Annotated in this window: 25 protein-coding genes; 16 read left to right on the top strand and 9 right to left on the bottom strand. The window is 62.3% G+C overall.

All coding sequences use genetic code 11. From position 1 onward, the window contains the following. The first annotated feature begins 42 nt into the window (after nt 1–42). From AXW84_RS24610 to ureG, 7 genes are all read left to right on the top strand, one after another. Nucleotides 43–648, top strand: coding sequence for a hypothetical protein (locus AXW84_RS24610; RefSeq protein WP_157886868.1), 606 nt, complete (start codon nt 43–45; stop codon nt 646–648). A gap of 34 nt (nt 649–682) precedes the next feature. Further along, nucleotides 683–793: a hypothetical protein gene (locus tag AXW84_RS23110; protein WP_071891089.1), complete on the top strand. Its 111-nt coding sequence runs from the start codon at nt 683–685 to the stop codon at nt 791–793. Between the two features lie 48 nt (nt 794–841). Then, nucleotides 842–1,222 carry a helix-turn-helix domain-containing protein gene (locus AXW84_RS06990; protein WP_068230552.1) on the top strand — a complete coding sequence of 127 codons (381 nt, stop codon included), beginning with the start codon at nt 842–844 and terminating at the stop codon, nt 1,220–1,222. Between the two features lie 167 nt (nt 1,223–1,389). Next, nucleotides 1,390–1,830 (top strand): hypothetical protein, encoded by a 441-nt coding sequence (locus tag AXW84_RS24605; RefSeq protein WP_157886867.1) that lies wholly within the window; start codon nt 1,390–1,392, stop codon nt 1,828–1,830. 13 nt (nt 1,831–1,843) lie between these two features. Then, nucleotides 1,844–3,559 carry an urease subunit alpha gene (gene ureC / locus AXW84_RS06985; protein ID WP_068230550.1) on the top strand — a complete coding sequence of 572 codons (1,716 nt, stop codon included), beginning with the start codon at nt 1,844–1,846 and terminating at the stop codon, nt 3,557–3,559. A gap of 153 nt (nt 3,560–3,712) precedes the next feature. Further along, nucleotides 3,713–4,387 carry an urease accessory protein UreF gene (locus AXW84_RS06980; protein ID WP_068230547.1) on the top strand — a complete coding sequence of 225 codons (675 nt, stop codon included), beginning with the start codon at nt 3,713–3,715 and terminating at the stop codon, nt 4,385–4,387. Between the two features lie 204 nt (nt 4,388–4,591). Next, nucleotides 4,592–5,347: an urease accessory protein UreG gene (gene ureG, locus AXW84_RS06975; RefSeq protein ID WP_068230544.1), complete on the top strand. Its 756-nt coding sequence runs from the start codon at nt 4,592–4,594 to the stop codon at nt 5,345–5,347. A 236-nt stretch (nt 5,348–5,583) separates the two neighbouring features. On the opposite strand, the gene AXW84_RS06970 is transcribed toward ureG, so the two are convergent. After that, nucleotides 5,584–6,441, bottom strand: a complete 858-nt coding sequence (locus AXW84_RS06970) for an urease accessory protein UreD (protein WP_068230541.1) — start codon at nt 6,439–6,441, stop codon at nt 5,584–5,586. Nucleotides 6,442–6,681: 240 nt separating this feature from the next. On the opposite strand from AXW84_RS06970, the gene AXW84_RS06965 reads away from it, so the two are divergent. From AXW84_RS06965 to AXW84_RS06945, 5 genes are all read left to right on the top strand, one after another. Next, nucleotides 6,682–7,377, top strand: a complete 696-nt coding sequence (locus AXW84_RS06965; RefSeq protein WP_068230538.1) for a hypothetical protein — start codon at nt 6,682–6,684, stop codon at nt 7,375–7,377. Then, nucleotides 7,374–8,372: a PspA/IM30 family protein gene (locus AXW84_RS06960; protein ID WP_068230535.1), complete on the top strand. Its 999-nt coding sequence runs from the start codon at nt 7,374–7,376 to the stop codon at nt 8,370–8,372. The genes AXW84_RS06965 and AXW84_RS06960 overlap by 4 nt, the downstream gene beginning before the upstream one ends. A gap of 90 nt (nt 8,373–8,462) precedes the next feature. Continuing rightward, nucleotides 8,463–10,241 carry an OmpA family protein gene (locus tag AXW84_RS06955; RefSeq protein WP_068230532.1) on the top strand — a complete coding sequence of 593 codons (1,779 nt, stop codon included), beginning with the start codon at nt 8,463–8,465 and terminating at the stop codon, nt 10,239–10,241. Nucleotides 10,242–10,434: 193 nt separating this feature from the next. Beyond that, nucleotides 10,435–11,211 (top strand): ABC transporter permease, encoded by a 777-nt coding sequence (locus AXW84_RS06950; RefSeq protein WP_068230530.1) that lies wholly within the window; start codon nt 10,435–10,437, stop codon nt 11,209–11,211. A 102-nt stretch (nt 11,212–11,313) separates the two neighbouring features. After that, nucleotides 11,314–12,147 carry an ATP-binding cassette domain-containing protein gene (locus AXW84_RS06945; RefSeq protein WP_068230526.1) on the top strand — a complete coding sequence of 278 codons (834 nt, stop codon included), beginning with the start codon at nt 11,314–11,316 and terminating at the stop codon, nt 12,145–12,147. Here AXW84_RS06945 and AXW84_RS06940 read toward each other — a convergent pair. The 3 genes from AXW84_RS06940 to AXW84_RS06930 form a co-directional block, all read right to left on the bottom strand. Further along, complete coding sequence (locus AXW84_RS06940) at nt 12,144–12,602, bottom strand: hypothetical protein (protein ID WP_068230525.1); 459 nt, start codon at nt 12,600–12,602, stop codon at nt 12,144–12,146. The two genes, AXW84_RS06945 and AXW84_RS06940, sit on opposite strands and share 4 nt — an antisense overlap. Before the next feature lie 85 nt (nt 12,603–12,687). Further along, entirely contained in the window at nt 12,688–13,833 is a 1,146-nt protein-coding gene (locus AXW84_RS23105; RefSeq protein WP_071891083.1) for an AAA family ATPase, read from the bottom strand. Between the two features lie 160 nt (nt 13,834–13,993). Beyond that, nucleotides 13,994–14,662 carry a Dps family protein gene (locus tag AXW84_RS06930; protein ID WP_082773747.1) on the bottom strand — a complete coding sequence of 223 codons (669 nt, stop codon included), beginning with the start codon at nt 14,660–14,662 and terminating at the stop codon, nt 13,994–13,996. A 489-nt stretch (nt 14,663–15,151) separates the two neighbouring features. On the opposite strand from AXW84_RS06930, the gene AXW84_RS06925 reads away from it, so the two are divergent. Continuing rightward, complete coding sequence (locus AXW84_RS06925; protein WP_068230517.1) at nt 15,152–15,823, top strand: response regulator transcription factor; 672 nt, start codon at nt 15,152–15,154, stop codon at nt 15,821–15,823. Further along, the gene (locus AXW84_RS06920) at nt 15,807–17,204 is read left to right on the top strand and encodes a sensor histidine kinase (protein WP_157886866.1); all 1,398 of its coding nucleotides are present in this window, start codon (nt 15,807–15,809) and stop codon (nt 17,202–17,204) included. Before AXW84_RS06925 ends, AXW84_RS06920 begins: the two co-directional genes overlap by 17 nt. Before the next feature lie 92 nt (nt 17,205–17,296). Here the strand turns inward: AXW84_RS06920 and AXW84_RS06915 are convergent, their stop codons facing one another. Genes AXW84_RS06915 through AXW84_RS06900 form a run of 4 tightly spaced genes read right to left on the bottom strand, consistent with a single transcriptional unit; the run spans nt 17,297 to nt 20,422 of the window. Then, entirely contained in the window at nt 17,297–18,574 is a 1,278-nt protein-coding gene (locus AXW84_RS06915) for a DUF3570 domain-containing protein (protein WP_068230511.1), read from the bottom strand. Nucleotides 18,575–18,615: 41 nt separating this feature from the next. Further along, the gene (locus AXW84_RS06910; RefSeq protein ID WP_204248433.1) at nt 18,616–18,852 is read right to left on the bottom strand and encodes a DUF4266 domain-containing protein; all 237 of its coding nucleotides are present in this window, start codon (nt 18,850–18,852) and stop codon (nt 18,616–18,618) included. A gap of 20 nt (nt 18,853–18,872) precedes the next feature. Next, nucleotides 18,873–19,955 (bottom strand): FAD:protein FMN transferase, encoded by a 1,083-nt coding sequence (locus AXW84_RS06905; RefSeq protein ID WP_068230507.1) that lies wholly within the window; start codon nt 19,953–19,955, stop codon nt 18,873–18,875. 5 nt (nt 19,956–19,960) lie between these two features. Further along, nucleotides 19,961–20,422 (bottom strand): thioredoxin family protein, encoded by a 462-nt coding sequence (locus tag AXW84_RS06900; RefSeq protein ID WP_068230504.1) that lies wholly within the window; start codon nt 20,420–20,422, stop codon nt 19,961–19,963. Nucleotides 20,423–20,641: 219 nt separating this feature from the next. Between AXW84_RS06900 and AXW84_RS06895 the strand changes: the two genes are divergently transcribed. Beyond that, nucleotides 20,642–21,994 carry a sigma-54-dependent transcriptional regulator gene (locus AXW84_RS06895; RefSeq protein ID WP_068230501.1) on the top strand — a complete coding sequence of 451 codons (1,353 nt, stop codon included), beginning with the start codon at nt 20,642–20,644 and terminating at the stop codon, nt 21,992–21,994. Between the two features lie 144 nt (nt 21,995–22,138). Next, entirely contained in the window at nt 22,139–23,602 is a 1,464-nt protein-coding gene (locus AXW84_RS06890; protein ID WP_068230498.1) for a sensor histidine kinase, read from the top strand. A 126-nt stretch (nt 23,603–23,728) separates the two neighbouring features. On the opposite strand, the gene AXW84_RS06885 is transcribed toward AXW84_RS06890, so the two are convergent. Next, nucleotides 23,729–25,054, bottom strand: coding sequence for a DUF4270 family protein (locus tag AXW84_RS06885; RefSeq protein ID WP_157886865.1), 1,326 nt, complete (start codon nt 25,052–25,054; stop codon nt 23,729–23,731). Nucleotides 25,055–25,063: the final 9 nt, after the last annotated feature.

The following is a 25,063-nucleotide window of genomic DNA, read 5'->3' as shown; positions in this document are numbered from 1 at the left end:
GACAACATGCTTTAGCTTTACAGGATACCTAATCCTTGAAATATGAATGACATTGAATTAGCTCAAAAACGCCAAGTGGCACGCGACGTACTGATTACATATGGTATCGACCCCGATGCTGTAATTCCTAGCATTGGCTTTGGTTCGGTTTCAGAAATTGCTCAAGCGCAGCAAGAAAAACGTATTGGATTAGGTGCAAATTATCACACTGGTACATGGAATTATCTTGCCAATGCACCTGAAAAGCGAATTGATTGGTGGCTGGCAGCAGTGCCATGGTTAATGGCTGGGATTTCAATCATATTGGCAATTACACAGGGACTAAAGTTGTATGCCTTTGTCGCGTTTGGTATTCTGATAATTAACTCAATATCCAAGCGCTTCGCCGAAGCAGGAAACGCTATTGGGGGAATCGGCATAATGGCTGCGGCAATAGTTGCTTTTAATGGACACTGGGACTGGGCAGGCATTGTAATAGCATTTGTAATTGCCGCTTTTTGTGGGCGTGCTCGAATCATGTGGTACAGCGAAATTATTGTTGCGCGTGCGCTATTAAACGATTCCATATTTGCGATGCTATTTGCAACAGAAAAAGTAAACATGCGAGAAAATTCTACTGGTAAACGTATCTATTACAAGAGGGATTAATTGCAATAATTATTAGCCGTAAAATTTAGATTACATGTCCCTTCCCCTCTCCCGCCGCGCTTACGCTGAAATGCACGGCCCCACCACGGGCGACCGGGTGCGCCTGGGCGACACCGACCCGCTGACTACCCGCGTTCGGCGATGAAAAGCTCGGAACTCTACCGGCTATGTGCCACCAACAAAAGCAGCACTGATGAAAAAGTATGAAATGATCGTCGAGCGCACTGCCACCGGCTACAGCGCCTACAACGAAGGCGAAGGGGCCTACACGGTGGGAACCAGCTTTGAGGAGCTAAAAGCCAACATGGTAGAGGTGCTGAACCTAGCCCTAAGCGACACGGGCCGCACCGTGGGCATCGGGGACGTGAAAATCACCTATGATTTGAAATCGTTTTTCGATGCCTACAAAGTCATCAACGCCGCCGCGCTGGCCAAGCGCCTGGGCATGACCCAAAGCCTGCTCAGCCAGTACGTTTCCGGCAACAAGAAGCCCAGCCCCACCCAGACGCGGCGGATTTTAGAAGGCGTGCGCGCCGTAGGTCGCGAGTTGGCGGAAATGGATTTTGCTTTTTAAGTTCGCGTCCGGCGAATGCAAGCACGTGTCGCTAGGGCCCCTCGCCGGCGAGCGAATCGTGTACGGCGGCAACGGGTGAATTGACGGAAAGCTGGATGAGGAAGGGAAGCGGCGCTGGGTAAATTAGGAACCAAAAAAAATCCGATTAGCTAATATTAATAGAGAAAATGAAACTTATCCGTTTAGTTCTTACGATATTTTTTAGTTTGGCTTTTAGCATAAGCTATGGCCAACGCACGCGCTACATAGCACATGCTGCATTAAACGGGCGTCCGGAAACAGATACACTAATCGATAAAATAAATTTTACAAGATTTATACTTGACACAACTCATGTATTTATAACTGCCTTTGACATAAATGGCAAGCAATTATGGAAGACTGATCCGTGGAAAGACAATGGATTGAAGCCTTATCGTGTTGAAAGGCCTACAATTGCACGTTTTTATTTTAGAAACTTCTCCTACGAAAACAATGTGAGTGGTAAACGAAAAAATAAAAGAAACAAAGTTGAGGATGAAGAAATCATTTGGATTAATTACAACAATACTCAAACAGGTGTCATAGATAAAAAGACAGGGAAGTTCAGTTTTTTAGGTCAAGATTAAGTAAATATCACCCATGTCCCTCCTCTTCTCCCGCCGCGCTTACGCTGAGATGTATGGCCCCACCACGGGCGACCGGGTGCGCCTGGGCGACACCGACCTGCTGATTGAGGTCGAGCGCGATTATTGCCAGTACGGCGAGGAATGCAAGTTTGGCGGCGGCAAGGTGCTGCGCGACGGCATGGGCCAGGCCGCCGGCATCGGCCAGGCCGACGCGCTGGACCTGCTCATTACCAACGCGCTGGTGCTTGATTACACCGGCATCTACAAGGCCGACGTGGGGGTGAAAGCCGGGCGCATCGTGGGCATCGGCAAGGCCGGCAACCCGCACATCATGCCCGGCGTCACGCCCGGCATGGTGGCCGGCGTGACCACCGAAGTGGTGGCCGGCGAGGGCCTTATCCTCACCGCCGGGGCCATCGACTGCCACATCCACTTCATCAGCCCCCAGCAGATCCCCGAGGCGCTGGCCGCGGGCATCACCACCATGGTGGGCGGCGGCACGGGGCCCGCGGCCGGCACCACGGCCACCACCTGCACGCCGGGCGCGTTCTACCTCGAAATGATGCTGAAGGCCACCGAGGCCTACCCGCTCAACTTCGGCTTCCTGGGCAAGGGCAACACGTCCAAGCCCGAGGGCCTGCGCGAGCAAGCCGAGGCCGGGGCCCTGGGCTTCAAGCTGCACGAGGACTGGGGCACCACGCCCGCCGCCATCGACCAGTGCCTGGCCATCGCCGACGAGTACGACGTGCAGGTGTGCATCCACACCGACACGCTGAACGAGAGCGGCTTCGTGGAAAACTCCACCGCCGCCTTCAAGGGCCGCACCATCCACGCCTACCACACCGAGGGTGCGGGGGGAGGCCACGCCCCCGACATCATCAAAATCTGCGGCGAGCCCAACGTGTTGCCCTCGTCCACGAACCCCACGCGGCCCTTCACGGTCAATACGTTAGATGAGCACCTCGACATGCTCATGGTGTGCCACCACCTCGACCGCAACATCCCCGAAGACGTGGCCTTCGCCGAGAGCCGCATCCGCGGCGAAACCATTGCTGCCGAAGACATTCTGCACGATATGGGGGGCCTGAGCATCATCAGCTCCGATTCGCAGGCCATGGGCCGGGTGGGCGAGGTCATCACCCGCACCTGGCAAACGGCCCACAAGATGCGCCAGCAGCGGGGCCCCCTGCCCGAGGACGCGCCCGGCCGCCACGACAACTTCCGCGCCCGCCGCTACGTGGCCAAGTACACCATCAACCCCGCTCGCGCCCACGGCTTCGCCGACGAAATCGGCTCCGTCGAGTTGGGCAAGCTGGCCGACCTCGTGCTCTGGAAACCCGCCTTTTTCGGCTCGCGGGCCGAGATGATCATCAAGGGCGGCGTCATCGTGCAGTCGCAAATGGGCGACGCGAATGCGTCCATCCCCACGCCGCAGCCGTCGTTTTCGCGCCCCATGTTCGGCTCCTACGGCCAGGCCGTGGGCCCCACGTCGATAGTGTTTGTATCCAAGGCATCAGTGGCGCACGTGCAGGCCACCTACGGCCTCACCAAGCAAGTAGTAGGGGTAAAAAACTGCCGTAATATCGGCAAGAAAGACATGGCCCTGAACGACTACCTACCCAACATCGAAGTAGACCCCGAAACCTACCGCGTAACGGTGGACGGCGTGCACTTGACCTGCGAGCCAGCGGAGAAATTACCGCTGGGGCAGTTGTATAATTTGTTCTAGAATCATTAAAACGGTCATGCTCATCTGGCGTCCGCGCAGCCGAAGCATCTCTCCCGCGGCAGTAATTAAGATTAGCGAGCGGTAGAGATACTTCGGCTGCGCGGACGCCAGATGAGCATGACGGTCTGTTGCCGGTTTTAATTTCCAATTTCCTTGGCTCAATTTGTTCGCCTGCTGCACCTCGTCGATTCGGCCTTGCCCACCGGCTCGTTCGCCTATTCCTACGGGCTGGAAAGCAGCCTCACGTTTGGGTTAATTGACACACCATTCAAGCTCCGCAACTACCTCTACGCCTACTTGCAGCAAGTCGCCAGCCTGGAAATCCCCTTTATTAATTCCTGCTTCATCCTGCCCGAAGGCACCGCCGAAATGCGCGAAATGGCTGCCGACTACGACGCCCTGCTGCTGGTACCCACGCTGCACCGCGCCAGCATCGTACAAGGTAAGAACTGGCTGAAACTATTAGCCACGTTTTACCCCAAAGCCAAATTAGCAGAATTAATTAATTGGTTTGGGGCCCAGGAAATCCCCTTGCACTTCACCCTCAGCTTCACTCTCACGCTACGCCGGGCGGGATTCGCCAAAGCTGATTTACAAGCCGTATTCCTGCACATGGCCCTGCGCGACCAGCTCAGCGCGGCCGTGCGCCTGGGCTTTTTGGGCCCCATGGAAGGCCACCGGCTGCAACACGATTTCTACGCCGTATTCGAGCATCTATTAGCCGCCCACGCTGAGCACGATTACACCCAGGCCACCCGCTCCACTTTTATGCTTGACACTGTACAAGTATTGCACGAGGATATTTATTCCCGACTGTTTCAGAATTAATTATAGACATTTTTATCCTGGAACGTCATGCTGAGCGCAGCGCAGCGGACCCGAAGCATCTCTCCAGCTTCGTTGAGCGATTGAATTGCTGCCGCAGTAGAGATGCTTCGACTCCGCTGCGCTGCGCTCAGCATGACGACCTTTTCTACATTAGATTAATTTCCACATCCCTCATATTTTCACATTCCCCACATTTAAAAGAACATGGCTTTTGTCGACAAACTCGCCCTGCTGCTCCACGGCCACAGCCATGAGGCCTACGACTCGCCCGGCGACTTCCAGGCGCGCGAGACGCGGCGGCTGCCCAGCTACCGCGACTTCCGCAAGCGGGCCTTCACGGTGGGCATTGGGGGCCCCGTGGGTACGGGCAAAACGGCGCTGCTCAAGGCGCTGTGCGAGCGGCTGCGCAACGAGTTCGAGTTGGGCGTGGTCACGAACGACATTTTCACCCGCGAAGACGCCGAGTTTCTCATCCGCCACAGCGCCCTCACGCCCGAGCGCATTGTGGGCGTCGAAACCGGCGGCTGCCCCCACGCCGCCATCCGCGAGGATATTTCGGTGAACATGGACGCGTTAGAAGGCCTAATGACTAAATTCCCAGCCCTGGATTTCCTGTTCGTGGAAAGTGGCGGCGACAACCTGGCCGCCCACTTCAGCCGCGAATTAGTGGACTACTCCATCTACGTCATCGACGTGTCGGGCGGCGACAAAATTCCGCGCAAAGGGGGCCCCGGCATCACCCAATCCGATTTATTAATAATTAATAAAATCGACCTCAAAGACCTCATCCGCGCCGACCTCGGCGTGATGGAGCGCGACTCAAAACGGATGCGCGGCGAAGGCCCATTTTTATTCGCCAGGGCCCTGGACGGTTTTGGCCTGGACGAGATTATTGGCCATATCCACGCCGCCAAGGCGCGAGCCCTCGCCGCCGTCACCCCCGAGCGCCGCCCCCTGTAGCGTGGCCGCTGCGAGTCCGCGCGGTTGAACGGTCGCTAAACGTTCTGTAGCGCGGCTGTAGCGCGGACTTTGTAGTCCGCAGCGCTCGCTTCGTCCTACCGATAATCACTCAGCTACGTTCAGACGCGCGGACTCGCATCGTCCACGCTACACCGTTTAATACTTGCGATAACCGCTCAGCGACCGTTTAAAGCCGCGGACTACAAAGTCCGCGCTACAAACCGTTCAGCGACTGTTCAATACTTCCGCGCCAGCGGGTTGTACCCCAGAAATTCTTCCTTCGCCAGCGTTTGCAGCAGGTGGTGGTAGATGAAATCCGCGTCTTGCCGGTGGTAGGCCAGGGCGCGCAGCACCACCACGCCGGGGCGTGCCTGAGCCACCGCCACCACGCAGGCGCGGCCGGCCAGGCGGAAGTGCGGGTCGTCCTGCACCGGCATTTTGAGGGCGTGCAGGGCCCCGGCCAGCGCGGCGAAGCGCGGCTCCCCGGGGGCCCCCACCAGGTACACCGTCAGCATGGTTTCGTAGCGGTCGAAGTTGGCGGGCGCGGTGGCGATGTGCTCGGCGGGGTCAAAGTGGAATCGGTCGAGCACCAACGGCCGGCCGGCCACGCTGATGCGCGTTTCGGACGTGAAGTTTTGGAAGGCAAACCGCTCGCCGAGGTCGGTGCGGCCGGCGGCCCACCAGTCGGCCAATAAAAGCAGGGCCCCGGGGGCCAGGGCCCAGCGCTGGGTTTGGCGGTAGCGGCTGCCGGCCTGGGGCACCACGGGGTCGGGCAGCACGGCGGCTAGGGCCCCAGCCGCCAGGGTGCCGGCGAAGTGCTGCGCCGCCCACTTCCCGTCGATGGACTTGAACACCTTGGTGTTGGCCTGGGTGCTGAGGCACAGGCGCGTGCCGGCCCCGCCGTGGACGCGCAAGCGTAGGTCGTCGCCGGCGACTAGGCCACCGCCGTAGCTGGACAGCACCACGTGGCAGGCCGCGTGGGCCGCGCCGGGGTTGAGGATTTTGAGCGGTTGGATGCTTTTGCTGGCCACGAGGCGCGCGCGGCCCTGCACCTGGGCCACGGCCAATTCGCTCCATTCGGCGGGGGTACTCATCGGGGCAAAGTAAGCGGGCAAACCGCCGCCGCCGGGCCCCCAAAAACCTCTTTTCCGTTGCGGTTATGAAAAAAAAGGCTTTCCATAATGGAAAAATTAGCCCTTTTTACGAGCAATATTTAATTTAATAAATTATTATTTTATTGATTGCCAGTTACTTAAATTATTAATTGATTGTTTGCTGGCGCGCGGCATCTGGATTGGCAATAGGCTACCATCCCCAACCTACTGCTGCCTGCCATGCCCATTTTTGATAACCTCGCCAAAGCGGCCAAAGAATTCTTCGTGGAAGACGACGCGGCCGCGCCAGCCGCCGCAGCGGTTCCTGCGCCGCTGCCGGCTCCGGCCCCACTTGCCGCCCCGGCCGCCGGGGCCCCGGCGCAGGCCGAGCAGCGGCACCTCGACCACGTGGCCCAGCTGCTGGCCGACGACCACGACTTCGGGGCCTACCTGAAAATCGTGAAGAGCCTGACCGGCAGCGGCATGGCGGGTCCCCTGCTCTACCAAACGGCCTTCAACGCCTACAGCGCCGTCACGGGCCACGACCTGCCCGCCCTGCTGGCCTCGGCCGACCGCCTGGCCCAAACCCTGGCCGACGACCGCGCCCGGGTGCTGGCCCGCCACCGCCAGAAGCTGGGCGAAACTGCCCCGCCGCCCGGCACGCCCCCCAGCGCCCTGGCCCAGCTCGCCGGCCAGGAGGCCCAGCTGCAAGCCACCGTGGCCGACCTCACCCGCCAGCTGGCCGAGCGCAGCCAGCAGCTGGCCACCGCCCAGCAAGCGCTGGCCGCCGAGCGCCAGAAGGCCCAGGGGGCCCTGGCGTCCTACGAGGTGGCCCAGGCGGCGGCGGCGGCCGAGGTGCAAGCGCACCGCCATGCCACGCAGTCTTTTCTGGTCACTTCTGCTTCTGACAACCCTTTAACTACCAACGCGAAATGAACACGCTGCCCGTTTTTTCTTCTTCTGAACCCGCCGGCCTGCCCAAGTGGCAGCGGCCCGAAAAGGTGGCCGGCTGGGTGGTGCTGGCCGGCCTGGGGGCCGCCGGCGCCTACGGCTGGGGCCACATCGTGCCCTTCCTGGTGGCCATGGTGTTCGACACCGTGCGGCTGGGCCTGGGGCTGGGGGCCCTGTTCGTGCTGTTTTTGCTGGGCACGAACAAGCGGATCCAGGCCGGATTTTGGTACGCGGGGCAGCGCATTTTGCGCACTGCGGCGGGCATTTTCGTCAACACCGACCCCATCGGCATCATGGAGGACTACATCCGCACCACTGAGCAGGAGGCGCGCAAGATGGACGCCGAAGTGGGCCACATCGAGGGGGCCCGCGAGCTGGTGCAGCGCAAGCTGGCCGCCAACGCCGCCCAAACCCGCGAGTACCTGGCCCTGGCCGACGCCGCCACCCGCCAGGGCGAAAAAGACGCCGCCGACAGCTACGCCAGCCGCGCCGCCCAGCTCCAGGAGTACAGCCAACGCCTGCAGCCCATGGCCACCACCACGGCCAACGTGAGCGTGGTGATGCGCCAGATCCTGAAAGCCGCCCTGCGCCAGATTGACGCCAGTAAGTTCAAGGTCAACCTCTTGAAGGACGAGTACGAGCTAGTGAAGCGCACCAGTTCAGGCATGCGGGCGGCGATGAACATCCTACGCGGCGACCCTGACAAGAAGTACTTTTTCGACCTGGCCACCGACCGCGTGGCCCAGGACATGGCCCAGCAGCTCGGCCAAATCAAGCAGGCCATGCGCTACTCGCAGGAGTTTGTGAAGGAGATGGACATCCAGAACGGCGTGATGAGCGCCCAGGGCCAGCGCCTGCTGGAGAAGTACCAGAAAGGCGACTTCAACGCCCTGCTGACCAACGACAAACCCGCGGGCCAAACCGCCCCCACCACCCTCAAAAAAGCCTCCGATGATGCCTATTCTAGTTTGCTTGACTAGCAGCGCCCTGGCTCAGTGCGCGCTGCTGCTCCTGGGCTACTAACCCGCCCGGGGCCCCTTCCTCTCAACTCTTTTTTTGCTTTAACTACAATGACCACTCGCGGTAAAATCGTAATCGGCGCCTTGCTCGCCGTGCTGCTCTACTTTGGCATTAACAAACTGATTGCCAGCGGCAGCTTCTTCAAACCAGCGGAAACCCAGTCGGTGCTGCTCAGCTCAATTGAGTTGCCGGCGGCCACCGGCGGGGCCCGCACCAACCTGGCCGTGCCGCTGGCCCCGCTGCCCGGCACGGCCCCGGCCGGAAAGGGCACCCCCGTGGTCTGGGAGGTGATGGCCTGGAACAGCCAGATGGCCGCCATGCTGGCCAACGGGGGCCCCCGCACCACGCAGGGCTCGGCGCTGGCCGCCAACGGCTTGGACGTGCAAATTGAACGCCAGGACGACGTGGCCAAAATGCAGGCCGACCTGGTGAAAAATGCCCTCGACCTGCAAAGCAACCCGCAGGCTCCGGGCCTGGTGGTGAGCATCATGGGCGACGGCCTGCCGGCGTTTTCGGCGGTGCAGGCGCAGCTGCGCAAGGCGGGCACCGGCCTGGCCGTCATCCCCTACAGCGTGGGCAAGTCGTTTGGCGAAGACAAGCTGATGGGCCCCAAGGCCTGGCTCGACAACCCCAAAGCGGCGCTGGGCAAAACCATTGCCTGCTACCTGCGCGACGGCGACCAGAACATCGCCCTGAAGTGGTGCGCGGATAACGGCCTGAAGGTCAACCCCGACGAGACGACCTACGACCCGCAGGCGGTGAACTTTATGGCCGCCCCCGACTTCCTGGCCGCCGCCGAGAAGTACATCGTAGGCAAGCCCGAGAGCCGCGCCCAGGTCATCAACGGCCGCAACACCGGCACGCAGATAGACGTGGTGGCCGACGGCGTGGCCACCTGGACGCCCGGCGACGTGAACATCGCCAAGCAGAAGGGCGGCCTCGTCAACATCGTGTCCACCAAGGACTACTCCAACCAGATGCCCAACATCATGGTGACCACCAAGCGCTGGTACGACGCCCACCCGCAGCAGGTGCTGGGCCTGATGACGGCCCTGGCCGTGGCCGGCGACCAGGTGAAAAGCCACTCCGAAGCGTTGGCCCGCGCCGCGGATATTTCGGCCCAAGTATACGGCGACCAGGACAAGCCCGGCGCCTACTGGCTGAAGTACTACAAGGGCACGAGCGAGGCTGACCAGACCGGCGAAGTGGTGGAGCTAGGCGGCAGCAAAGCCTTCAACTTCAGCGACAACCTGGCCCTGTTTGGCCTCGACAACGGCGGTACCAACATCTACGCCGCGGTGTACAAAACCTTCGGCGACGTGCAGAAGAAACTGTACCCCAAGGAGCTGCCCAGCTACGTGCCGCTCGATGAGATGCTCGACCTGGGGCCCCTGCGCAAGCTGCAAGCCCAGTACCAGGGCAAGGCCGTGGCCCCGGCCGAAACGCCCAAGTTTGCCGCCGACGACGAAATCAGCCGCCGCGTGAGCCAGCGCGTGTGGGACATCGAGTTCAACACCGGCCAGAGCACCTTCACGCCCGCCGCCCAGCGCCAGCTCAGCCAGCTCTTCGACGACCTCGTGGTGGCCGGCCGCCTCAAAGTGGCCGTGCACGGCTACACCGACAACGTGGGGGCCCCCGCCCAGAACCTGCGCCTCTCCGAAACCCGGGCCCAGGCCGTGGCCCAGTGGCTGGCCCACCAAAGCGCCAGCGCCTTCCCCGCCGGCCGCGTGCAAGTGTACGCCCACGGCGCCGCCGAGCCCGTGGCGAGCAACGCCACCGCCGCCGGCAAGGCCGCAAACCGCCGCGTCGAAATTGTATTGGGCAATTAATTATTAATTACAAATAAGGTCACTCAAGGAATTGCTGAAATTAATTAGAACGTCATGCTGAGCGTAGCCGAAGCATCTCTACTGCGGCAGTAAATCATGATTAGTTGAGCAGTAGAGATGCTTCGACTGTGCTCAGCATGACGTTCAATTATGCTGTTTAAACACCCTGCATTTTCTAATTCATAACTCCCAAATGCACTCCCTTTTTACCCCCAATGCCCAGCCGCGCCGGCGGGTGCTGGCCATGCTCGTCGGCACGCAGGCGGCGGCGCTGCTGGCGCTGTGGGCTTTTTATCCGCTTCAAATATTCCCCCGGCTCGGCGACGTGCTGGGGGCCCTGGCCGACCTCGTGACCACCCAGGGCCTGGTGCCGGCGCTGTGGGCCAGCATGGTAACGGCTGGTCAGGCGCTGGCGGGGGCCACGGCGCTGGCGCTGCTGATTTCGTACTGCACGGCGCTGCCGTTTTTCCGGCCGCTGGCGTTCGTGGCCTCCAAGCTGCGCTACCTCACGCTCACGGGCCTCACGTTTTTCATGGCCCTGCTACTCAGCTCGGGCCACCAGGTGAAGCTCTCGGTGCTCACCTTCGGGGCCACGGTGTACCTCGTCACGGGCATGACGCGCGTCATCCTCGATACCACGCAGGAGGAGATGGACCACGCCCGCACCCTGGGCCTGGGCGAGTGGCGCAGCTTTTGGGAAGTGGTGGTGCGCGGCAAGCTGCCCGCCATGCTCGAAGTGGTGCGCCAAAACTTCGCCATCGTCTGGACGCTGATTACGCTGGTCGAGACGCTCTACCAATCTGAAGGCGGCATCGGCCTGCTGCTCTACAAGCAAAACCGCTACCTGCACCTCGACGGCGTGCTGGCCATTCAACTGGTCATCCTCGCCACCGGGGCCCTGCAAGACTATGGGTTCGAAGCCCTGCGCCGGTGGATTTTTCCCTACGCCACGCTGGGCACCGCCCAGTAGCGCGGGCCCTGCACAGCCGCGCGGCTAAACGGCTGCCAAACGCTAAAGCATAACCCCACCACGCGTAGACTCGCAAAGCCCGCGCTACAGCCAAATCTCCCCATGACGCCTTTTCCGCATACCTACAAAGCCCCGCTACTGACGCTGGAAAACGTCTCGATGCGCTTCGGTGCCGAGCTCGTGCTGCGCGACCTCAATGCCCAGGTACTCGACGTGGTGCGGCCCGGCCTGCACCAGGGGCAGGTGGTGGGCATTTATGGGCGCTCGGGCATCGGCAAGTCGGTGCTGTGCCGGCTGCTGGCAGGGCTGGGGGCCCCCAGCGCGGGCACCGTGCGGGTGGGCGAAGCCCAAGAGCCCGTGCGCGCCGGCGCCGTGGGCTACGTGCAGCAGCGCTACCCGCTGTTCAATCACTACTCATTGGCCGACAACCTGTTGCTGGCCGCCCGCCGCAAGTACGCCCCCGCCGACGCCCTCGCCCACGTCGAGGTATACCTCGACCGTTTCGGCCTGGGGGCCCACCGCCGCAAGTACCCGGCCCAGCTCTCGGGCGGGCAGCGCCAGCGGGCGGCCATTGCCCAGCAGCTGCTCTGCTCCGACCACCTCATCCTGCTCGACGAGCCCTTCTCGGGCCTCGACGTGGCGATGATCGACGAGGTGAAGAAAATTATCGTCGAGGTCACGACCCTCGACGAGCTGAATACGGTCCTCATCGTCTCGCACGACATCGCCACCACCACCGCCCTCGCCGACCGCCTCTGGCTGCTGAGCCACGAACGCGACGCCGCCACCGGCCAGCTCCTGCCCGGGGCCACCATCAGCCCCCGCCACCAATACAACTTGGCCGAAATGGGCCTGGCCTGGCACCCCGACGTGGAAAGCGAGCCAGAATTCGCGCAGTTCGTGGCCGAGATTAAGGAGGAGATTCGGGGGAGTTAGACGAGGTCGCGCACCTGCCAAAGTGCCGGCCGGCGCTTATCTAAGTCGTACAGAAAGAAGGGAATGCCCCACTGGTACAACTTTGCCGTCAGCTTTTGATCAAGGATATTCTTTCGGTCCTTCTCGGTCACTTTGCGAAGCTGGGTACTACGCTGCGGCGCTAACGGCGGCTCCTCCAGAAAAAGAACTACTTCAATAAGCGGCTGTTGGCTCAGGCAAGCCATCGGCCGCAGCGACGCATCGCCTAGGCGCTCGGCCAACACCAGGCTGGCCAGGGTGCCCAGCGTTTTGCGCAGCATGGTCTGCCGAAGCTCCTCGTGGCGAACGGCCACATTGGTAGCAGAGTCGCGCTTGCGCTCGTCCTTCACCTCAATGAATTGCAGGCGCTTGGCTTCCCCCGGCAGCCGGCACACAATGTCCACCCCACGCACCTGTTGCACTCCTTCGCTCAACATAACGCGCCGATAGAAGCCAGCCGATTCGCCACTAGCTGGTTCTGCGTCTCGGTCGTATTTCACTGCGTACCAATCGGGCGGAAAATCAAAGGCCAGGCTGTTCTCCTCGATTGTTGGCATAGTACTCCCGGTCTTCGCGGATAAAAATTTCCTCTAATTCGTCCGCTTGCTTTAATTCTGCCGCTAGCGCCACGACATCGGGCAAAAGCTCGAAATTATCGGTCGTAACAATTCGGGTAGCCTCACCGGGTTCGGCATTCAACCCAAAATATTTTATCGGCAGCGGCTTGGCATCTTTTTGCCGCGAAAGGATGTGAAATTCCTTAAGTAAATCTGTGCTGTGCGTAGCCAGAATTATTTGAAATCCCTGGCGGGCTAATTCGGCTAGAATGGCGGCTAATTGACGAAGAAGCGCTGGATTCAAATTGGCTTCAGGCTCATCCCAAAAAAGAGTTGATCCACTATTTAGACTACCATTAGTCAATAAATGGATCAATGTACCAAGTTTTCGAAATCCTTCAGCAGCTAGCCCTATTCTGAATCTATTGCCCTTATTTGGTTGAAAATAAAACCTTCCGTCTTCTGACTGTATCGTTCCCTGCATTACTTTGGCCCATCCATCAACTATAGTCCTTGCGAGGACAGGTGGAACTTGTGGCGCCCTAATAGTTAACTGCGTAGCAAGGTCAGAATATGTACTATCGAACACATCTGGATTACTTTTGCTTATACCCACAATATCTGGCATAAGCGACAGAATTTCTTTAGCTGGAATAAAAACTGGAACAGCTACTTCTACAAATGAAGAAGTAAATGTTTTAGTAGTATCAATACTACTAATAGTATTTGAGGGCTTTTGGGAATATCCAATACTGAAATTAAATCCTATTTCACCTTCTTTACCAAAAGCAGAATTTATTTGTGCATCTTCACTATTAGAGATGTTTCTTACTAATCTGTTTTGGGTACCAGGAAGAAATACATTAGATAGACGCGTGCTTAAACCAAGAGCGGCAAAAAGATTGAGGGTATCGAGGCTTGCTTCATCTGCAGATTTATTACGCCGGTTTCGCTCTGCCGCAGCAACTGTTTGAGCTACTGCATACCCCAGCTTAAGCACATGGCTCTTTCCAGTACCATTAGTACCAACAAGCACATTCAGCCCCGGCCCGAACTCAAAGTCGGCGTCGGCAAAAACGGTGAAATTCTTAATGTGGAGACGCTTTAGCATAGCTCAAAATTACATCGTAATCACTGCTATATCCAGTAGGTAGCACATCATGATACCTATGGGCCCAAAACGAAAACGGGGTGGGTGCGCGGCGACTACTTGCCACCATGCACCCACCCCGTTTACTATTCAGCACCTAGGGCCTGGGGCCCTGGGTGGCTTATTGCATGTGCACGCGGAACTGCCACACGTGCTTGTCGAGAACGTAGCTCAACTCCTGCAATTGGTTGGAAGTCACCTCGTCAATTTTGCTCATGTGGTCAATGCGCTGGCGCACGCGCTTGGCCACGGTGGTGATGCGCTCGGTCATGAGGATGAGCACTTGCTTGTCGGAGAGATAGCCGCCGGGCATGTCGCCCAGGTTGGCAGTGGCAGCTATTACGCCGGTGCGGCCGTCGATGGGGTGGCCTACTTGCAGCACGCGCTCGGCCAGGATGTCGGCGTACTTGCGGTACTCGTCGGCATTTTCTTGCAGCTTCTCGTGCAGCGGCAGGTACAGGGGGCCCCGCAGGTTCCAATGGCACTGCTTTGAGTCGTGGAACAGCTCCAGCAGCTCTACTACCGTGGCTTGCAGGTCGTCGGTGATGGGCTGGCGCTTGTCGGCCTCCACCGGAATGAGCGGGTCGGCGGCCGGGTTGCGGTAGTCGAGCTTGCCGTTGGGGTCGGCCGGGGGCGTGGGGGTGTTGTCGGGGGCCGTGGCGGCCCCAGTGGCCGCCGGGGCAGCTTGCCCAGTGGGGGTCCGGTTGGCGCGGCGGGTTTGGGCGGTGGCGTGGTGGGGAGCTGCGGCGGCCAATAGGGCTACGGAAGCCGCAAGGAGGCAAACTTTCATAAAAATGAAAAAAGAAGAAATTTGACCGGCGGTGGGGCCCCGGGAAGAGCCGTTCCCATCGGCGTGAGGGATTGAGCTTTAAACGCCGCTTTTCCTTAAGCATCGCTTAGCAAAAGCTTAAAATTGGCTTAAGACCACGCGTGGGGCCTTAATGTGGTGGTTATTAGCGTCTGCTTACCGTTTATACGGGTATTCCCTCAGCAAGTCGTTGCCTCAGAAAAATTAGTGGGCCTCGGTGGGTGGGCAGCCAAAAGGCGCTCATGCGCATCGAGCGTCCGCGCAACTGAAGCATCCCTCCCCGGCAGCGGGTAGTTACTTGCACGGGAGAGATGCTTCGGCAAGCCCAGTACGACGATTACTGGAGCATAGCGTTCCAGGGCACGAGGTTGCTTTTATTTAAATCCAGCGTGAGAACTTACTCCCGCATATTACTTATTTCCGGCCGCCGCGCGTTGCGGAGCCGTTACGTCCCTGGCCTTTTCTATTTCTATGCGACTATTGGTGATTGACGACGAACCCGGCATTGCCCGGTTCCTGAAGCAGGGGCTGGAGGAAGAGGCCTTCGCCGTGGACGTGGCCGGCACGGGCCCCGCCGGCCTGGCCCTGGCCCTGGCCCAGACGTACGACCTGCTGCTGGTGGACTGGATGCTGCCCGGCCTCAGCGGCTTGGAAGTATGCCAGCAGCTGCGCGCCGCCCACGACCAAACGCCCCTCATTTTCCTCACTGCCAAAGACACCGTGGCCGATACCATCGCCGGCTTGCAGGCGGGGGCCAACGACTACATCCGGAAGCCGTTCCACTTCGAAGAGCTGCTGGAGCGCATCCGGGTGCAGCTGCGGGTGGCGGGGCCCCCGGCCGAGCCCGAGCGCTTCAGCGTGGGGCCCATCGTGCTCGACGTGGGCACCCACCAGGTGCACAAAGACGGCGAGGAAATTATGCTCACCCAGAAAGAGTTTGCCCTGCTCGAATACCTGCTGCGCCACAAGGGCAAGGTATGCCGCCGCCAAAAAATCATCGAAAACGTGTGGGACATCCACTTCGAGTACAACACCGGCGTGATTGACGTGTACATGAACGCGCTGCGCAAAAAGCTCAAGCTGGGCAAGGAAGACGAGTACCTGCAAACCATCCGCGGCATTGGGTATGTCGCCCGCGACTAACATGGAGCTGCGTTTTAAAGACCGCGTGGCCCTGCACTACGTGCTGGCCACGGCCGCCCTGGTGGCGGCCGCCTACCTGGTGGTGTTCGGGGTGGTGCGCCACCGCGTGTACACCGACCTCGACGCCAACCTGCGCTTCGAGGCCGCCAAGCACATGGGCGAGCTGGCGGTGACGGGCCGCACCGTGCGCTTTGCCAACCGCAAGGAGTGGGAGGAGCGCGAGCACCTGGAGGTGCAGGTCGACCCGGTGTTCATCCAGGTGAACGACGCGCTGGGGCACCTCACCGACCGCTCGCCCAACCTCAAGGCCGACCAGCTGGCCTTTGATGCCGGGCCAGGCTGGCGCGCGCCCCGCAACTCGGTGCTGCGCGGCAAGGCCATTCGGCAGGTGCAGGTGCCCATTCTGCGGAATGGGGCCCCGGTGGGCTACCTGGTGGCGGGGTTGTCGTCGGAAGCCGCGCAGCACGTGCTGGGCAGCCTGGCGCTGGTGCTGCTGGGCTCGTTTCCGGTGGTGCTGCTGGTGCTGTTTGGCAGCGCGCGGCGGCTGGCCGGGCGCAGCATCGCCCCCATCACTCAGATGACGGCCACCACCGACCGCATCACGCGCAACAACCTGGCCGAGCGCATTGCCCTGCCCCCGCGCCCCGACGAGCTGCATACGCTGGCCAGCGCCATCAACGGCCTGCTGCACCGCATCGAGCAGGCCGTGGCCCGCGAAAAGCAATTCACCGCCGACGCCTCGCACGAGCTGCGCACCCCGCTGGCCGTGCTCAAGGGTACGCTCGAAGTGCTGGTGCGCAAGCCCCGCACCCCGGCCGAGTACGTCGAAAACATCACGCTCGGCATCCGGGAAATTGACCGCCTCACGTACCTCGTCGAGCAGCTGCTGCTGCTGGCCCGCTTCGGCGACCACACCCCGGGCCCCCACCGGCAGGAGCTGGCCGTGCGCAGCAGCGTGCACGACGTGCTGCTGCGCCACCGCGGGGATCTCAGCGCCAAGCACATCCGGGTGGACGTGGAGGACGGCCCGGCCGACGCCATTGCCTCCGACCCATACCTGGTGGACCTGATTTTGGACAACGTGCTGAGCAACGCCATCAAGTACTCGCCGGCGGGCTCCACCATTGCGGTGGGGATGGCGCACCGGGGCCCCCGGCTTGTCTGCACCGTGGCCGACCAGGGCATCGGCATTCAGCCCGCCGACCTGGCCCGCATCTTCGACCCGCTCTACCGCTCCGACGCCCTGGCCCACAAGCACATCGACGGCACCGGCCTGGGCCTTTCCATCGTAGCCAAGGCCTGCACTCTGCTCGGCATCGAGCGCACTGTACAGAGTAAGCTAGGCCAGGGCACGGTGTTTACGCTGGTATTCCCAGCGTAGGGGGCCCCGGGATTAGTTTTCTTGATAAAACGGGGTGGTCCGGCGACTGAAAAAGTCGCCGGACCACCCCGTTTTAGAACACCCCTAGCGCCTCAAGGCATCACGAAGGAGAAATCCGCGCTCACCACATTGGCCGTGAGGCCGGTAGTTTGCCAGTAGTGGCCGTAGCGCAGGTCGACGGATTTGAACTTGGCGACCCGGCCCCCGAAGGGCGTTTTGAAGCGGCCCAGCCCGTAGAGCGGCGCGTAGCGGAAGCCCAGGCCCACCTTCTGGGCCGTGAAGGCCGCCAGGTCATAGTCGGAAGTGTAGAATTCATCAGCCACCGAATGAGCCAGGTAGGGCGCAAAGTAGGTCGAGGCCGTTTGGGTGTGGTAGCGGTAGAACGGGTAGAGCGTGAAAAAGGGCGTCACTTTCACCGGCGCTTCCAGCTCGAAGGTGTGCGCCCGGATGCCGAAGTTGTCGTTGTAGAAGCGGTAGAAGCCGCGCAGCTGCACCAGGTCGGTGGCGTAGTAGGTTAGGCGCAGGCCCACGGGGTACTTGTAGCGCAGGCGCGGCAGCAGCTCGGCCTTGGCCGTACCCAGGGCCCCGGGGGCCCCCAGCACGGGGCTGCTATCGAAGAAGTACACCCGCTGAAACGGCGTGCTCAGCAGTCCGCGCTGGGCCACGGGCTCGGCGCTGATGGCCACCTGCAGGCGCTTGCTCAGCACCTGCGCGTACACCAGCGACAGGTTGAAGCTCTGGCGGTTATCGGAGCCGTACTTCTTATCGCGGGGGCCCCCAGGACGAAGCTCGGCGGGCAAAATGAGCGTCACGCGGTCGATGAACACCTGCCCGGCCGCGCTGAACTGCCGGTTGCCGTCGCGCGAGGTGCGGGCATACGACCCGACGACGTTGAAGGACAAATAATCGTACTCCTTCGACACGCCGGCCCCCGCCCCCACGGTCGTCAGCTTGTCGGCCAGCAGCCGCGCGAGGCCAAAATCGGCGTGGTAGCGCACGTCCTGGGCCGACGGCGACGAGAGGACCTGGTCGATGCGGTCGGTCGAGGCCGAGGCGTAGTAATCGAAGCCCACGTTGGCCGCGAGGCGCGTCACCGAGTCGAGCGGCACGTTTAGGATGATGGCCGGGGACACGTCGGTGAGGTGCTGGGTGCCGATGCCGCCCTCCACGGCGCTGTGGTCGCCGTTCTGCTGGTAGTAGCTGCCGAGGATGTCCACCTCCGTTTCGCCCACCGCCAGGGGCCCCCGGCTGACCGGCGCGGCCGTGGCCGGCACCCCCGAGCCGTCGAGGCGGTTGGGCGTGGGCGTGCCCTGGGCCCACGCCGCGGCAGGCGCCAGCAACAGCAACCCCACTAAGCGTAAAAATTTCATAGTTAATCAGTTAATCAAATACAGAAAATGCCGCCGGGGCCCTAATTGCAGCCGCAGCCGCCGCCTACCTTGCCGCCGTTGGCCCCGCCGGCCCCCTCGCGGTAGCTCTCGAAGTTGACCTCCGAGGTCTCAACTTTCTTGGTGGCGAGCTTCATGTCCTCGTCGTTGAGGTAGGCTTTTTGGTAGGCGGCTACCGACACGCAGGCGGGCAGGGCCCCGGCGCCGGCCAGCAGCAGGCCCAGGGCGGCAATGCGCAGATAAACAGGGTATTTTGTCATGGCAAAAAGAGCTTTTGGCGCTAGGGCTTGGCGGGGGCGGGGGCCGCGCTGTGGTAGGAATTAAGCTGCATCCCGCGCGACACCAGCGTCTGGCCGTCGTCGGTAATCACCGTGGCGTCCACGCCCTTGAGGCGGTTGATCAAGGCCAGGCCCGCCCGGGGCCCCAGCACGAACACGGCGTCGTCGAGGGCGTCGGCCAGCTCCACGTCGGGGCAGACGATGGTGACCGAGCGCAGCCCCGTGGCCGGGTAGCCCGTGTGGGGGTTGATGATGTGGCCGTAGTACGTGCCGCCCACCGTGAAGTACTGCTCGTAGTTGCCCGCCGTCACCACGGCCAGGTCGCGCACCGTCAGCCACGACGAGACGCTACGGGGCTTGGCCGGGTCGCCGATGGCGATGCGCCAGCCCGCGCCGTCGGCCTGCCGGCCCCAGCAGTACACGTCGCCCGAGCCGTTGATGAGGCCCCCGGCGATGCCCATCCGCTTCATGGTCTCCGAAGCCCGGCGCACGCCGTAGCCTTGCAGGATGCCGGCCAGGTTGATCCGCATTCCCTTATCAGGCAGAAAAACGGCGTGCGTAGCCGGATCCAGCTGCACCTTTTGCCAGCCCACGCGCGCCACCGAGCGGCGCACCGCGGCCGAGTCGGGCAGGCGGGCGTGTTCCTGCCTGTCAAATTGATAAATCTTGTCGCCGCTGGCAAACGTGACATCGAACGCCCCGCCGCTGAGCGCCGAAATCTTCAGCGTGCGCGCAATGAGGTCGTACACCTCCTGGTCCACCACCACCGGCCGGATGCCGGCCAGGCGGTTGATTTTCACCACCTGCGAGGCCGAGTCCCAGTACGAACACAGGCGGTCGATGCGCTGGGTTTCGCGCAGGCCGGCGCGCAGGGCCCGCCAGGCCAGCGAGTCGTCGGCCGACACGGCCGTGAAGGTGAAGTGCGAGCCCATCAGGTGGGCGCTGCGGGTGTAGGCGCGCGGCGCGCGGGCGGCCGCCACGGTGGGGGCCCCCTGGGCCCGGGCCGCCGGCAAAGCCAAGGGGCCCCGGGCCAGCGCCACCAGCGCTACCCACCACACCGGGCGCCGAACCAAGAAGGTGCCCATGGGGCCTAGCGGGGGGTTAGTAGCTGTGCCAGGTAAGCATCGTAGGCCGCCGGACCGCCGGGGCGGTACCCGCTCTTGGCCAGCACCTTGCCCTCGGGCGAGAGCAGCACTACCAGCGGAAACGTGCCTTCCTTATTAAGCTGGGCGGCGGCTTGCTCGCTTAGCTTGGTTTGGGCGGGCGGCAGCTGGTTTTTGCGGTTGCGCGGGAAGTCGAAGCGGGCCAACACGAATTTATCCTGGGCGTACTGCGCGAATTCGGGCTGGTCGAATACCTCCTGCTTGAGCATGATACACGGCTTGCACCAGTCGGAACCCGAGAACACAGCCAGCACCGGCCGCTGGCTGGCCTTGGCTTGCGCCAGGGCGGCGGTGAGGTCGGTGTTCCAGGCGGTGACGGGCGGCGTTTGGGCACGGGCCCCAGCGGCCATCAGCAGCGCACTGGCCATGAAGAGATGGAAAAAGCGCATGACTGATTAACAATAAGGAAGTACGAACAGCCCACTAAGAACGCGGACCCGACCCGCCGCGGTGCCCAAAGCCCGTGGCCCGCGGAGCTTTTAAGCAAATCTTAAGCTTGATCCTTAGCCAACCGTTGGCCCACTAACACAAAGTACGCCGAAGCGCGGCCCAGTCCCCAGCGGGCCAAAGTCTGGCTTTCTTTGCACTCGCCCCAAACTGCCCCACCCATGCCCACCGGTACCCTGCTGATTATCGACGACGAAGCCCGCTTGCGGCAGCTGCTGGCGCGGGTGCTGGAGCTGGAAGGCTACGCCGTGCTCCAGGCCCCCGACGCGGCCCGCGGCTTCGAGCTGCTGCGCGACCATACCGCCGAGGTGCTCGTCATCCTCTCCGATGTGAAGCTGCCCGACGCCCACGGCGTGGACCTGCTGCCCCGCTTCCGGGCCGCTGCGCCCGACGCCGAAGTGGTGCTGCTCACCGCTTTCGGCACCATTGCCGACGGCGTGCGGGCCATGAAGCAGGGCGCGTTCGACTACCTTACGAAGGGCGATTTTGAGCAGCAGCTGGTGGTGGTGGTGGAGCGCGCCGCCGACAAGGCCCGCCTGCGCCAGCGCCTGGCCGCCCTGGAGCGCCGCGTGGCCCAGCGCGCCGATTTTGATGCCATGATTGGCACCTCGCCCGCCCTGCGCCGCGCCCAGGACCTGGCCCGCCAGGTGGCGCCCACCGACAGCACCGTGCTGCTGGAGGGCCCCACCGGCGCGGGCAAGGAACTGTTTGCCCAGGCGCTGCACGAGGCCAGTGGGCGCCGCCAGAAGGCGTTCGTGGCCGTCAATTGCAGCGCCTTCCCGCGCGATTTGCTGGAGTCGGAGCTGTTTGGCTACAAGAGAGGCGCCTTCACGGGGGCCCTGGGCGACAAAAAAGGGCTGCTGGAAGAAGCCAACGGCGGCACGTTGTTCCTGGACGAGATTGGCGAGCTGGAGCTGAACGTGCAGGCCAAATTCCTGCGGGTGTTGGAATTGCAACAGTTCACCAAGCTCGGCGACACCAAGCCCACCCAGGTGAACGTGCGCCTAGTGGCGGCCACCAACCGCAACCTTAAGCAGGAAGCGGCCGAAGGTAATTTCCGGCTCGACTTGTACTACCGGCTCTCGGTGTTCACCATCGCGGTGCCGCCGCTCAGCGCCCGCACGGCCGATGTGCCGCTGCTGGCCGCCTACTTTTTGCAGCACTTCGCTGCCCGCCTCGCCAAGCGCCTGCCCGGCTTCGAGCCCGACGCGCTGCGCCTGCTGCAAGCCTACGCCTGGCCCGGCAACGTGCGCGAGCTGAAGAACGTGTTGGAGCGCGCCGCCATCCTGGCCCCCGCGGGCCAGCTCTTAGCCGCCGATTATTTGCCCGACGAGTTCCACGCCCGCGCTGGGGCCCCACCGGCCGGCGGCGACAGCCTGCGCGCCCTTGAAGCCCAGCACATCAGCCGCCTCATGCGCGAGCGCGCCGGCGACAAGCCCGATGTGGCCAAGCGCCTGGGCATCGGCTTGACGACGCTCTACCGCAAATTGCAGGAGTACGGCCTGGACCAGTAGCGCGCTGTAGCGCGGACTTTGTAGTCCGCGGCCTCGCTTCGTCCTGTCGACAATCGTTCAGCCACCGTTCAAAGTGGCGGACTACAAAGTCCGCGCTACAGCGCGCTACTGCTCGACTTAAACCGCAACGTTTGCTTTCCCCAAATGACCCTGAAACTCAAAATCCGCCTTGGTGTGGGGTTGCTGCTGCTGCTGCTGCTGGGCCTGGGCGGCTACGCGCTAGCCACCATCGCCTTTCTGGAAAAAGGGGCCCGGGGCATCGAGCAGGCCGATTTCGACGCGGCGCGGCGCGCGGTGACGGCCTTCGTGATGGCGGGCACGGTGCTGGGCGTGCTGCTGTTGGTGCGCCTGCCGCGGGCCGTGGTGGGGCCCCTGCACCGCCTGCGCGCCGACATGGAGCAAGTGGCGGGCCCCGGGCCCGCCACCCGGGTGGCGGTGCGCAAAAACGACGAAATCGGCAACGTGGCGGCGGCCGTGAACCTGGTGCTGGGCCAGGCCCAGGACGAGCGCCGCATCACGCTGGCCGAGCTGCTGGTGCAGCGCAACCGCATGGACAGCCTCGTGATGAGTCTCGACGAGGGCCTGTTGCTGCTCGACCAGCACGGCGACCTGGTGCTAGCCAACCCGGCGGCCTGCAACCTGCTGGGCGAAACCGCCGCCACCCTGCTCGGCCGCCCCGCCGCCGAGGTGGCCCGTACCAACTCGCTGCTGGCCGACCTGCTGGCCGCCGTGGCCGTGCCCCACCCCTCCGACGCCGTGGTGCAGGGCCCCGTGTTCACCATTCCGCACAAAACGCCCGAGCCGCACTACCGCCTCACCATCGGCCACATCGAGGCCCCAGGAGCCGACGGCGGCCCGCCCACGCCGGCCGGCCACGTGCTGTGCCTGCGCAACGTGTCCGATTTCAAAAAGCTCGACCAACTGAAATCCAACTTCCTGGCTACTATTTCGCACGAGCTGAAAACGCCGCTGGCCAGCATCAACCTCAGCCTGTTCCTCTTGCAGGACGAGCGCACCGACCCGGAGGAGCGCCAGCGCATTGCGGCCGGCATCCGCGACGAGACGCAACGCCTGTTGGGCATGGTCGGCCAGCTCATCGACGTGTCGCGGCTCGACGCCGGGGCCGGCATCCAGCTCAACGTGCGGGCCCTGGCCCTGGCCGACGTGGTGGCCTACGCCACGGGCATCGTGCGCCCCCAGCTGGAAGACAAGCAGTTGCAACTAGAGCTGCGCCTGCCCCCCGACTTGCCCGCGGTGCACGGCGACGTGGAGAAAACCAGTTGGGTGCTCATCAACCTGCTGGCCAACGCCATCCGCTACTCGCCCGCGGGGGCCCCGCTCGTTATCCAGGCCGTGCCGTGGGGCGAGATGGTGCAGCTGAGCGTGCGCGACCAGGGCCCCGGCATTGCCCGCGAGCACCACAAGCGCATCTTCCAGCGGTTTGCGGGCGTGCCGGGGGCCCCAGGCCAGGGCCCCAGCCCCGGTAGCTCGGGCCTGGGCCTGAGCATCTCGCGCGAGTTCATTGCCGCGCAGGGCGGGCAGCTGTGGGTCGAAAGCCAGCCGCCGGCCGGCAGCTGCTTCCTGTTCACGCTGCCCGTGGCGGGCTGAACGGGGCTTTTCATTGGCAACTCTTACCATCAGCAGGGGCCATGCTGCCAACCCCAGCAATGCAAAAGCCGCCGGCCCGCAGCAACTGCTGCGAACCGGCGGCTTTTTGGGGGTCCCACAAACGGGCTATTGTACGATGCGAGTGTAGTAGATCTTAACTTGGAGCGGCGCAGCGGTATTAGCCTGGTTACCCAACGCACCACCTTTAAAAACAAGCAATTGCACATCCGGGCTCAGTAGCAAGCCATTATTATCAATAGTGCCAGCCAGCACAGCCTGGATGTAACTGAACAGGTTAATGGCATACGTAACCTGCGGTAAGCCGCTCTGAGGCGAAGTAATCACCGTGGCCCGGACCGCATTGGGGCTCATAGCGTTGGTGGGGTTGCTAGCGTACGGAGCCCGGAGCTGGTTGGAACTGTTGGTCAGCGCCGTACCCAGAGTGGGCAGGCGCCCCGCGGTGCTGTCCTGCGCGGCACCGGGCACCGCCAGCTGCAACGTAGCCGAGTTCAGCACCAAGCTGTTGCCGAACTGATTTAGCGACCGCAGGTAGGGAAACTCCAACTTGGTGTAAACGCCCAGCGTGCCTTGTACAAAGCTGCGGTTGCCCGTAGCGGTGCTGCTGAGCGCCTGGCGGAACGCGGTGAGGCCCGCCAGCGCGGTACCCGCCCGGTTAGTTTCCAGGTGGTAGAAGTGCGGCGTGGCGCTGCCTCCGCCCGTGAAGGTGTAGGTGAGCACCGTGGCCGGGTCGTTGGTGGCGTGGTGGTACAGGCGCAACACTGCGGCCGCCCCGAAGCGCAGGATGGCCCCGTTGTCGTTAGCCCCGGGTGTCAGAGCCAGCCCGTTCAGGTAGCGCCCCAATTGGTCTTGGGAGGTAAGCTGGTTGGTTTGGCCGGCGTTCCAGAGTGCCTGGCCCAGCACATTGCTTAGGCGGATGTGTAGCGACTTAGCTTTGTTGCCCGGTCGGAACTGGCGCTGGCCGAGCACGGTCGCGCCGTAGGGCACGTCGTCTTTCGTGTAGTAGAACTTGCCGTCGGTGCGCAGCGCGTTGGGAAGCTGGTGTACTTCCACCCGTTGCACACCCGTACTGTCGCCATAGCGGTAGTTATCCGACTTAATTTCCAGCGCTAGCGAGTCGTACACCTGGGTTTGGTCAACCACCAGCGGTGCATCGAGCGTGAAGCTTACGTAGCCCCGGCCCGTCACGGTGCCAAACAGTGGGTCGACGTAGCGCCCCACGGCCAACCCGGAGTTGTTCGACGAAATAATGGAGTCGATGAGCACCGTGCTGGTGCGCACCGTCACGGTATCGGTGTAGAAGGCCACTCGGTTCACCGCCGCGGGCGCGGGCAGCGAATCGTTGATGCCGTCGCCCTTTTTGCAGCCCGCCAGCAACACGATTGCCAACAGCAGGGCCAGCAAGCCGGCCCCGGTGCGGGGCCGGCTCGTCAAACGGCGTGC

Origin of the sequence: Hymenobacter sp. PAMC 26628 (assembly GCF_001562275.1) — a bacterium.
In the GTDB taxonomy this organism is placed as follows: Bacteria; Bacteroidota; Bacteroidia; order Cytophagales; family Hymenobacteraceae; genus Hymenobacter.
This window is presented reverse-complemented; position numbering and strand designations above follow the sequence as displayed.